Genomic DNA, 11,120 nt, shown 5'->3' on the forward strand with positions numbered 1-11,120 from the left:
GTCGTGTCCAGCCCGTCGTGTCCAGCCCCGTAGCGAACTGGAGCCATTGGCGGGCGGGTTCGGGCAACACATCAACATTCGGCCCCCGAAGGACGTCACCAAAATAGCGATGATCAGCTCGCTCGACGTCGAGAGAGGCAAGGGTCCGAACGATCGAATCCATGTCCCTCAATGGCCGGTGGTGATCGTTGAAGTGGTTTCGCTTGCTCCATAGTTCGAGAATGAGCTTCACGCAGGCCTCTTCGGTGGCGACCTTCTGGTCGCCCTCAGCCTGCTCGGCCGCCACGATGCGCTCGGCGAGCAAGTGCGACAACCAAGCGGCGGCCAGATCACCATCATCGTCGAGTTGCTCGGCCAGGCGTTTGCCAAGGTCGATGATCGCCTTAGAGCGGGGATGCGACACCATCGGACCTCATCAAATAGGAACGGACATAGGGCCAGGGATACTCCTCGAACTCGCCGTTGCGCCGCGCATATTCGGGCAGGTCCCGCCGGACGGTCACGGTGAGGATCAGGCATTCGCCAGGATGTGCCTCAAGTAGCGCGGCGATGCCGCGGTTGTCGCTGGACAGGCGCCAACACGGGCTGGTCGTTTCATCGCGCCCAGAGCCCTCGATGATCGTCCAGGACTCGCTCAGCAATGTTGCGCCACATTGGCTCCGCCAACATCGATCGTCGAGATCGGGCTCGAGGGCGAGTTTGGTGACAATGTCGGGCGCAGGACGAGCGCCAGGGTAGTGTAGCCTTTCCGACCAAGCATCCTGGTCATCTAAGCCGGCGCCATAACTCTGATCCACGACCCAACCAAAGAGCCGCGCCTCGTCGATCTCCACAGAGTCGGACCGGTCGGCGTCAGGAAGGGAGAGCCGTCCTGGTTCGGCGGCGGTCTGCAAAGCCGCCAGCAAGGCCGGCGCGGCCGATTCCGAAACCAGGGCGCTGCGAACCCTGACCGTTTCACTCCGATAGTTGGAGCCGTTCGTCCAATTGCCCCACAGGACGGTGCGACCATCGGCGGTGGCCAATTGTGCATCCAGATGCTCGCGGGTGACTGACCAGACCCAATCGCTGTCGTAGGAGCGGCCTTCTCCTTTGGGGCGGGCTGGCGCAGGATCGATCCGATCGAACAGCCAGCGTCCGTCCTCGCGCCGCAAGAGACTATCGTCCATCCAGTCGGCGAAGTCGTCATCGTCCGCCTCGGCTTGTCGTCCCACCGCGCGCGTCTTCAGCAGCGCGCCGGCTGTAAGCATCATGGCGTGATAGGCCTCGTAAGCGCTGAGGTTGTCGGTTTTGGGCGTCTCACCATGAGGGTGATAGGCCTCACCATCATTGAAGATCTTGCGGATATGGCGAGCGTCGTTTCGCCACCCGCCGCCGCCGCTGACTCCCAGCCGCTCTCGAATAACCTTCAAGACGCGTCTCTCTGTCGCGCCCTGGGACAAGCCGAAAACCCGCCCCATCCGACCCAGCCAATATTGGCCGATATCGTGCCCGAAATAGTATTTGTCGTGGTCGGGAACGGCCTCCTCGGCGTTCTCATTCTCAGCCTCCTCATCCCTGTACCAACTTTTGTAAACCGTCGTCGGGTGAAGCGGCCGATTGACCTCATCAAGCTTGGAGGGTTGAAAGTCCTTTCCCTCCGGCGACGAAGCCCAGGACAGTAGGCATCGCCGCGCGAACTCGGCGACGACGACGTGCTCATCGAGCGCCGCGTCCTCCAGCAAGGCGACGAACGGCGCGAGGGCTGCGGGCTTCGACAGGGCGCCGCGAGCGAGCCCCAAAATCAGCCATTGGCGGGCATGCCATTCATAGAAGGGCAGGCGGTGATCGGCGAAAGGTCCAGCCACGCCTGTTACGGCCAGCCCGGCCAAGGCCTTCAGCAGCGCCCGCCAGTCCAACTCGACGGCGTTGCGGACGACATGGGCGAAAGCCCAACGCTGCGACGCTTTAGGCGAGGCCAAGCCCGCCCAGATGTAGCTGGCCAAGGCCTCGATCAAATCCTCTGCCGGCGCCAAGGCGTCGGTCCAAGGGCCATCGCCGTCGTCCTCCGTGAGTGTCGGCTCGAAAAGGTCGAGTCCATAGTGAAGCGCCTCATCGGCCTGATCGGGTGTCAGGCTCGCGGCGATAGGATCGAGCAGGTGGAAGAGGCCGCCTGCGTCGAGAACGCCGACCAAGTCGGTGAAGCCGCCGATCGTGGCCGCGACCACCTCCGGCTCCGTCAGAACCCCTTTGGCGAACAGCGCGTCAAACGGGATGATGCGCGCCCAGCCGCGACGATAGACGCGCGTGGGATCGCGGCGACAGACCGCGAGGATCGCCGTCCTGAGCGCTTGGCGATAGGCCAAGCGATCCAGCCAAACCTCAGGCGCTCCCTCCAAGAAGCTGTGTAGGCTGTAAATGTCGAAGTCCGGCCACTCGGAAATCGTCCGAAGCAGTTGGGATTCCTGGCCCGATTTCGTGCGGCGGGCTGCCTCGCCGGCGAAGTTTCCAAAGAAGAACGGCGGTCCAAAGGTCCGCCAGCGGCGATGGGCTTCACGCAGGGACTGCGAAGACCGAAGGTCGGTTTCCTTGAAGATGGCCTCCCAATCAGGCTCTTCTCGTTTGGGTCGAGCTTCAACAGCCGGCGGGCCGACGGCGGCGCTGGCTTGGTCATCGGCGCTGGCCCTGGCCTGGACCTCGGCAGCCGCCTTGGCTTTGGCCTCGACCTCTGCAGCCTCCGCGACTGCCGCTGCGGCGTCAGCGGCCGCGGCGGCGTGACTTGCCTGGCGCAGGCGATCCAGATCGGGAAAATCCAGTCCGTGTTGGCTGGCTAGGCCCGCCAGCGTGTCCCAGCTGTCCGGTTCCTGCGGCTGTAGCCGGATATAGCGGTAGGCGATTTGCGCCCCATCCGTGCGCCGCCACGCGAGCGGTTCTTGGGCAAGAAAGACCTTGAGGTTCTCGAGCCTGGACCACCAGGCATCCACGCCCGCCAGCACCGGAAAGGCGAGGGCGGCTAGCTGCTGGTTTTCAACCAAAGTCTCGATAGCGATGGGCAGCAGCCGCCCAGGATGGCCAAAGCGCCGGTCCCGCCATCGACTGAAAATCGCCAAGCAAGAGCTTGGCGAGAGGGCGGCGAGCGCTTTGGCGGTGTCGTTCCAGGCAAAATGCTTGTCGCGCACCACGTACTCGTAGGTCAGTTCCGCGGCCCGAGCGAGGCGATAGGCGGACCGAGGGCGCGGTAGGTCGCCGCTCCCTGCCGATTGCGCTAGGTGAAGCAGCGCGCTCCAACGATCGAGGTTCTCCTCGCCGATCCGGTCGGCGATCGCCACGGCCCGATCCAGCACCGCGGCGGCTTCATCGCCGCTGACCGGATAGATGGCGCGGGCCAGCTGCAAGTAGGCGTCCGTCCGCTCCTGGGCGTCTTCTCGGCTCGCTTCGAGGGCCGACAGGGTCTCGTTGCACAGAGCGAGCGCGAGGCTCTCCAAACCGATTGTGCGAGCGGCGATGCGGCACAATGTTGTCAGGGTCTGAGGCCAGAGCGGGACGGTCGCCCCAATCCTCCAGGCATTGAAAGCATCAAGCTCATCGCCGCCGATTAGCCCGGCCTGACGAAGCGTGGAAAGCCATTCAATCGCTGTGGCGTTGCGCAGTTGGAAGGCTTCGCGGTGATCGCGCTGCGCGGCCTTGTCTCCGGCCTGGGCGGCCGCATCGATCGCTGCGCAAAGATCCGCGGGCGCACGCGAACAGACGATGTCGACGCCTAGCTGCACCCAGGGGAGGATGCCGCCGGTTTCTCGCAGAAAAGTCTCGCAATCGCGGCTGTAGTTGTAGGGCTTGTGCTCGCGCTCCAGCTCGGCGCGGACATCCTTGGGCGCCACTTCCACGAGGTCGAGGGTCTGCCCCCGCAATGCCGTCTCCAGTACATAGGGCCGGAGGACCTGTGCGCGATCATAGGGCAGGTCGCTGGTGAATGCGTGTGGCGGCGCGGCGGGCAGGTAGCGCCGGATTAGCGACGCCCAGCGCTCAGGCTCTGGCGGAAGCTGCGCGATCGCCAGCTCCACGGCCGAAGTAACGGCCCCCAGCACGTCCCACTTTTCGTTCCATTCGTTAGCTTCGGGCAGCTTGACGCGCCGGTCGCCCAGGATCCGAAGCAGCCGTTCGAGCGCGGGGGCCGGCATCGCAAGACCGCAGGACTTGAGCGCCCGGGCCAAGGCCAGAAGAAGCCAAATGTCGTTACGGCAGGACGCGGCCAGAGCGCCCAGAGCGTCAACGTCGCCCAGGTCGATCAATTTGGCCACCAAGACCCGACCCGCGGTGAACGAAATCGGCCGATGACGCCATCGGCGCAGAAAACCCGCAGCCGCCTTGGCTCCCTTGAGGCGCAGAAGGGCCAAGCAAAACGCAGCGCGGTCGTCGTCGGTGACGCCGCCGCGCGGGGAGCCGTCACCTTCGTCGTCGTCCGACGGATCGCGAGCCCAGGCAGAAAGCCAGTCGAGCGCCATGCGTAAGCGGCTGCTGGCGTCCGCCGCAAATTCTGGACGGGCCGAGAGCAAAGCAGCGTCGTACACATGGTGGGCGCCGCGCCAACCACTCCCAAACGTGCGCCGTGACACCAACTCCTGGAGGCGATCGGGCGCGAGGAGCACCCCGGCGAGGTGAATGTTGGATTGGAGAAGGGCGTTTTGCCGGTTCTCGGCCGCCGTCTCACCCGCCGTCTTGAGGGCAAGTTTGGCCGCGGAGAGGTAGGACTTGATGTGGAGGCAGGCCTTGAGCGCGAAGATCAGCCGCTGCAGCTCTACATCGCGACGCTCCAGGGGGCTGTCCGAAGGCAGCGCCTCGGTCGACAGGGCAAGCTCGACCAACTCATCGTAGCGACCGGCCTCGAGCAGCAGTTGGGGAATGGCGCCGGCGACATAGGAGCTTGAATTGGCCAACGGGCGCAGCCGGTCCACGAAGGTCTTCAGGCCGTCAGCGTCGGGGGTGAACGTCTCCCGAAACCAGGTCTCAGCCGGCTCGTCCAGGAAGTGGAGGCTGTCACCGCGCACCAGCAACGGACGCCCGAGGTCGAACGCGAAGGTTCTGATCGCGCCCTCGTCGACGCCGGTCAGGCGAGACAGCACTGAAATCGGCACCAGCGGGCGCAGCACCGCCAGGCCTTGGCAAATCTGTTCGATCTGCTGCTCGCCGACCCCGCGCGCCTTGTCCTTGAGACCCTTGATCGCCCCGGCCAAGAGTTCGCCGATGGCCGCTTCGATGGTCGTGGGATTGGGGCCAAGCGCCGCCAGCATGTCGGGCAGCGGACGCTTCTGATCCATGGCCAGGGCCTGGACGCGCGGATTCGAGCTTGTGAGGTGGTCGAACTCGGCTGCTTCGCTATCGGTGGCCGTTGGATAAGCGCGCCGTAGATGAACCGCGGTTTCGGCCAGGCTGAACGGGCGGAGCGCGATCTCGATCGCCTCGGGCGGAGCCTCGAGGCTGGCGCGGCGATGGCTTCTGGAGGTGAAGACCAGGCGAACGCCCTCCGGCAGCGGAGCCCGGATCAGATCACGCGCGAAGCTCGAAGGCTCCTGTTGGGCGGCCGCGGCCATTTCGGCATTGTCGGCCGCATCTATGACCAGGCACAGGAGAGCGTCCGGCGCGCCGGCCCGCAATACCGTCGAGGCCTGGCGAAGGCGATGCAGGAAAGCGCGAATATAGGCCTTCGGATCCGCATGCGCCGAGGGGATTAGCGGAAAGCAAAGCGACCTGGCCGCCAGTTCATTGGCGATCTGAACGAGGCCATCGCGATGGCGGTGGCGAAAGTCGACGGCGCTTCGATAAAGGCCGGTGCCGAAACAGTCGTAGACGATGGTCGCTGAGCCGGCTGGCATCGCCAAGGCCAGGCGCGTGGCGACCATGGATTTGCCCACCCCGCCGTCGGCGTGGAGCACTACGGGCGCCGTGGCCGCGACAACCGCCTGAATGATTTCAGGCTCCTGCTCGCGGGCGAAAGCCTCCGAGGCGCCTTCGATCAGAGGCGGGGCGGGAAAGAGCTCATCCTCGCCGGTCTTCAAGGCCCTGAGCACGTCGTAGCGAAGAATGGTGGGGTTTTCAGTGAACTGCGTTGTGGCCTTGCGGGTCACAAGTTCCTTTAGCTGCACTGGGGCGTCGCTGTCGGCCTCAGGCAGATAGGCCCGCAAGTCTTCGATCAGGAGATTTTGCTGAGCCCAGAGGTCATTCTCGAGGCCTTCGGCCCGGAAAAGCTGGAAAAAGGCGACAGCCGGGTCTCGGTCAAGTCCGGCATACCTCAGCAGCAGGGTGTCAAGGTCGCTGTGCCTCGCCGGCTTTCCCCCGCGCAAATCCTCCAACGCTTCGGTGACACGCTGATCGATCGGTCGATTGGTCGTGAACTGAAACGTGAATCGCGCGGCGACATCTTCGCGCGATGAACGGGCGACGAGCTGTCCATAGCGCTCGGCAAAGCCATGGAGCGTACGTTTGAGGCCGCTGGCGGTCCAGGGCTCCCTGGTCTGCGCCGTCGAATGCTTGAGCTGGACGTAGCGGATCGCAGAAGCCCCATCGAGGCGCTCGCTGCCGTAGTAGAGGCCAACGTCGATCAGCTCCTCACCGGCGCCGACATCTTCGCCCGGGGCTTCGGCGGTCGAAGCCCCCTCGATTGTCACAGCCGCCAGTCCGCCCTGCGCGGTCAGCAGCCCCAGGCATTGGCGAGCCGCCCAAACATAGTGGAACTGGTCCCCATCTCGGGAAGCGCGGACTAGATCAACTGCCGTCATGGTCTCAATTGGAAGAGCCACGCGAATTTCGAGCGGCTAGACGCGTCCTCGAAGTTAGGCGTCCGTGTTGGCGCGCCATCTTTTCAAGCTCTACGGGGGCGGCATCTGGGCCGCAAGTGCGCGCCTGGCGCGATTACGGTCCCATCCCCTTCAACAGGGGCAACTCATCGCTGCGATCTCACGCCCTTCTGCATGCGGTCGATTGCGCGGAGAATGTCGACTTTCGGGAGACGCGCCCAGTTCCGCTTCCGGTGCCGAACCCGCCTTGCTCGGACCCTTTTGCGGAGAAGTCAGGTACCGGGGAACAGGCTACTCTCGCCAAAACTTGGTGCTGTGGTTGTTCAGGCCGCGCGTGTGGGCATCAACAACGGCCTTGAAGGTTTTCGGAATCTCCGCGCCGTCCCCGCCAGCCCTAAAGAAATCCCGGACCGAATAAAGCGCGCTGCGCTTGAGGTGCTCCCAGGTCTGGTGAAGGTGGCATTGAAGCTCTCGATCCTGCTGGGCCTTCGTCGGCTTTCGCTTAGGTGTCGGGACAGAGTAGTCCCGGCGAAGGTCCACCTCGTGGGTGAGGGTGATCGAGCCATAGTTCCAGGCGTCATCGGGCGTCGCGCGCCAACTGAAGGAAACCCGAACGTTGAGGGCTGGGGTCAGGTGCTGACGTGACCAGATCAGGTCATCGATGGTGAAGCGTTCGCGGTCCTTCAACTCTTCCTGGACGCGTTGTTGCATTTGGTCCACCGCCCACGTCACGTCGGAGGCTGCGCGGTAGAGATCGTTCTGGGTCTCCTCGCGCTTTCGAGACGACTTGGCCTGCTGGTCCCTTTGCAAGGCCCGCTCGAAGGCGTCGAGGTTGCGCACGATGAAGGAGCCGCAGTTCCAAAGGTATTGCCGCAGCTCGCTGGCGTGCCCGACACGCCTAGCCCGTTCGACAAGTCCGTATAGCTCCTTGCTGTCGATGGCGGTGATCGCCTCCTGCTCCGACCGCGGGATGTTGATTTCGCTCATGCTGTCGCACCCGTCCGGTTCTGACCTAATTGTCTATGATCATCTCAAGACGATTGGCTGGCGCGCAAGTAAGTGAAATGGCAATGCCGGGGAAGGCGACCGAATCTGACGTTGAGGATCAATACTTTGCGCTGAACGGCCGGTTCGGATTCCAAGCGCCTTCGGGAGATACCGCGCAAGCGACTGGTCGCCGAGGTGATGAAGCCAGCTGTATGGCAGGGCTCAGCGGCGTCGAGGTGCGGAACGTCTAAGAGCGAAGAAAGTGTCCGCCTGGCGCACCTCGGCCCCAACCGGCACAACCAACGAACCGCGAGTGGCGCGAAAGGTGTAGGTTTTGAGCCGTAGCGCGAAACTTAGGTTTTGGGGCAATATGAGCCGCATTCTGAGCTAGGTTGAACGGCACCCTAACTTTTGAGCCAATCGCCAATGCGAATTGCTTACTACCGAGTGTCCAGCGGCGATCAGAGCATCGAGGCGCAGAGGCACGTCCTCGGCGGCGGGTTCGATCGTGAATTTTCAGACGTAGGTGTGAGCGGGGGTGTTCTTGCTGCAACCCGACCAGGCTTCGCCAAACTTCTGGAACAGGTTCGCCGCTGTGATGTGGTCTGTGTCTACGCGGTCGATCGACTAGGGCGCGACGCGCTGGACGTTCAGGCGACGGTCCGGCGCCTGATTGACTCAGGAGTCGTTGTCGACATCCACGGGATTGGCGTCATCGATGGCCGCGGAGTAGGGGAGATGGTGCTCGCCGTTCTCGCGCAAGTCGCGGATCTGGAGCGTCGGCGAATTCGTGAACGGGCCGAAGCTGGAAGAGGCGCAGCTCGTGCCGCCCTGCTGGCGACCGGGCGCACGCATAGGGGCAAGGAGAGCCTGGGGCGTCCGAAGAAAAACGACCCCGCCCACGTGGTTGACTGGCGCTCGGCGAACGAGGCGAGCATCAGCGTCACGGCAAAGCACTTTGGCCTGTCGACCGCGACGGTGAAGCGATATTGCGCTCAGGCCGATCTACCCGCCGGCAAGCACTAGCGATACCCTCCCTAGCGAGCTTGCTGCGAGGAGAGAGCTGTGGCTCAGCCCAAAGCGACCGAGTTTGATTGTGCCGCGATAATTCAACATCTGGAACGCCATCACCCTCACTGCCCTGAAGCGGTTACACTCAAGGTCGTTGAGGTGCTCTCCAGGCGGACCTGGGAAACACCAATTACGCTCGGCAAGGCAATCGGTGTGATTATGACGGCCCATGTGCGGCATCAATTCACCGCATATGACGACGTCATACGAATTCGCGGGATAACCAAATTGGAAGCGCTCGCATTTGTCTCCACCGAAGTTAACAGAATAATTGAAGGGTGGAGATCAAATCGAGTTTAGATCTAAACATGATCTAGGCTACTGAGAGATGCGCCGAACTACATTGCGATTTATCGGTTTTGATGCACTTTAAGACATCAAAATTCGCCGCGATAAATTGCTTGCGATTCCAAGATTCAAGATCACGATTGCTGACGCGCTCATATGATTGAGCATAAACGCGTCCATCCCATCGCGCCGGAGGCCTTGCATGCCCTCAGGTTGATTATTCGCAAGTCTGCTCACCGCCGAAAGGCGAAAGGCTTGAGCGTGCCAGCGCTCAAGCCTTTGGGGAGTGTCTAAAACAATCCGTCGATACGACTCCGATACTCCTCCTGCACAAGCATTAAGTCAACGCCCCTCTAGGAAGAGGGCGGATGCGTGCGGCCGCCTTCCATCGCGTCATCTCAGCCAAGGCGCTCGCCACGACTGCGGCCGGCCAACATTGGCGACCGCCAACGGCTCTCTGCGCCTGCGTAGGAAGCACAATGACGAAATCACAAAAACAGGACCAGGTTGCGCTGACGGGCAACTCTCTTGAGCGTCTCTCAGAGGAAACATTCAATCAGCTTTGCAGGCGACTGGAAGCCGCGCAACTCCTGCAAAGCGTTCCAGACCGTAGCAGGGCCTACGTCGAGGGGGTTGCCGCGACCATCGGCGTTCATGCGACGACCGTCTATCGCGACCTCGCTCGCTTAGTCGAAAGGGGCACGGTTCGCGACCTGGCACCGAGGAAGCGCGGCTACCCGAAAGGTCGGTCTAAGCTCACGGAAGAACAGGAAGAAATCATTCAAAGATTTCTCGCGAGCCACTACCTACACAGACAGAAGATATCAATTGTTGAGTTAACACAAAGGATCGGCTGGGCATGTGTAGATGCCGGATTTCCTGCACCAACAAGAGCGGCGATTAATCGACGTATCGAAAAAATACCAAAGCGGAGCGTTGCTCTTGCTCGTCATGGCAGGAAAGAGGCCGAGAAGCATACGCCTCGCCCCGGCGCATTCAAACCAGAGGCTCCCTGGGACGTTTGGCAGATCGACCACACGCTTGTGGATGTAATCGTCGTCGATAGCGTTCACCGCAGGCCCATAGGAAGAGCATGGATCACATTGGTGATCGACGTCGCGACTAGGGCAGTGACCTCGTTCTACGTCGGTCTGGAGGAGCCCTCGATCGTCAGAGCCGCCACCGCAATCGATCTGGGGGTGCAGGTGAAAGACGACTGGCTCATGCGCACGGGGCTGACCGAGGAGTACCAATGGCCGATGTGCGGGCTGCCCAGGCTGGTTCACTCGGACAGGGCAGGGGAGTTTCGGTCCCAGGCCTTCACCCGGGCCCTGAAGAACCAGGGGGTACACACCTTTCTCAGGCCTGCAGGGCGCCCGCATTGGGGCGGCCACATTGAGCGGCTGGTGGGCACTGTGATGGGGGAGTGTCGCGTATTGCCGGGCGCAACTTATAACAGCCCCGCTGCTCGCGGTGACTACGACAGCAAAAAGTCGGCCCGCCTGACTGTAGACGAACTCGAACTTTGGATGGCTCACCAAATCCTCGGGCGCTACCACAACACCGTTCACAGCGCGCTAGGTGTAACGCCGCTGGAGGCTTGGCAGGCGAAGACCGCAGGGCGAGAGCCCCAGCTGCCGGTGGATATCGAGTCCTTTCGCCTCGACCTTTTGCCTGAGACGGTACGTACGATGTCCCGTTACGGCATCTCATTGTTTAATGAACAATATTACAGCGAGGAACTCGGCACAGCTCTTCGGGCGGGCCGAAAGGCGTCCCGGATCAAGTACGATCCGCGCGATTTATCGGAGATCTATGTTTGGGTCGACGATCACTACATTACGGTTCCTTACCGCTTCAGCGACAATCAACCTCCCCGCACTCTATGGCTCTATCAGGCCGCGCGACGGGCGGTCACGGAATCTGGGCAACGCCTGTCGAGAGCAACCGCGCGGAGAGCTACTGCCAGAGCTGAGGCGCTGGTGGTTGACGCGGCCAAATATTCCG

General features: G+C 62.4%; 6 protein-coding genes. 3 read left to right on the plus strand and 3 right to left on the minus strand.

Features of this window, described 5'->3' with window-relative positions; genetic code table 11:
• The 3 genes from AC1DZ6_RS09430 to AC1DZ6_RS09440 form a co-directional block, all read right to left on the minus strand.
• On the minus strand, nt 1-406 hold a 406-nt coding region (locus AC1DZ6_RS09430), incomplete at its 3' end, for a hypothetical protein (protein WP_477096932.1).
• Nucleotides 384-6,749, minus strand: coding sequence for an NACHT domain-containing protein (locus AC1DZ6_RS09435; RefSeq protein ID WP_477096933.1), 6,366 nt, complete (start codon nt 6,747-6,749; stop codon nt 384-386). The genes AC1DZ6_RS09430 and AC1DZ6_RS09435, both read right to left, overlap by 23 nt.
• Nucleotides 6,750-7,058: 309 nt before the next feature.
• Nucleotides 7,059-7,754, minus strand: coding sequence for a hypothetical protein (locus AC1DZ6_RS09440; RefSeq protein WP_477096934.1), 696 nt, complete (start codon nt 7,752-7,754; stop codon nt 7,059-7,061).
• 426 nt (nt 7,755-8,180) lie between these two features.
• Here AC1DZ6_RS09440 and AC1DZ6_RS09445 point away from each other — a divergent pair, with 426 nt between their 5' ends.
• From AC1DZ6_RS09445 to AC1DZ6_RS09455, 3 genes are all read left to right on the plus strand, one after another.
• Nucleotides 8,181-8,780, plus strand: coding sequence for a recombinase family protein (locus AC1DZ6_RS09445; protein ID WP_477096935.1), 600 nt, complete (start codon nt 8,181-8,183; stop codon nt 8,778-8,780).
• A gap of 39 nt (nt 8,781-8,819) precedes the next feature.
• Nucleotides 8,820-9,125, plus strand: a complete 306-nt coding sequence (locus AC1DZ6_RS09450) for a DUF2293 domain-containing protein (RefSeq protein ID WP_477096936.1) — start codon at nt 8,820-8,822, stop codon at nt 9,123-9,125.
• Between the two features lie 467 nt (nt 9,126-9,592).
• Nucleotides 9,593-11,120, plus strand: a 1,528-nt coding sequence (locus AC1DZ6_RS09455; RefSeq protein WP_477096937.1) for a transposase, incomplete at its 3' end; no start/stop codon positions are given.

This window comes from Caulobacter sp. P1_B12_2 (assembly GCF_056406675.1).

Excerpts from the sequence above, each read along its gene's own strand:
- AC1DZ6_RS09435 (WP_477096933.1), bottom strand. The coding sequence starts at position 6,749 with ATGACGGCAGTTGATCTAGTCCGCGCTTCCCGAGATGGGGACCAGTTC.
- AC1DZ6_RS09440 (WP_477096934.1), bottom strand. The coding sequence starts at position 7,754 with ATGAGCGAAATCAACATCCCGCGGTCGGAGCAGGAGGCGATCACCGCC.
- AC1DZ6_RS09445 (WP_477096935.1), top strand. The coding sequence starts at position 8,181 with ATGCGAATTGCTTACTACCGAGTGTCCAGCGGCGATCAGAGCATCGAG.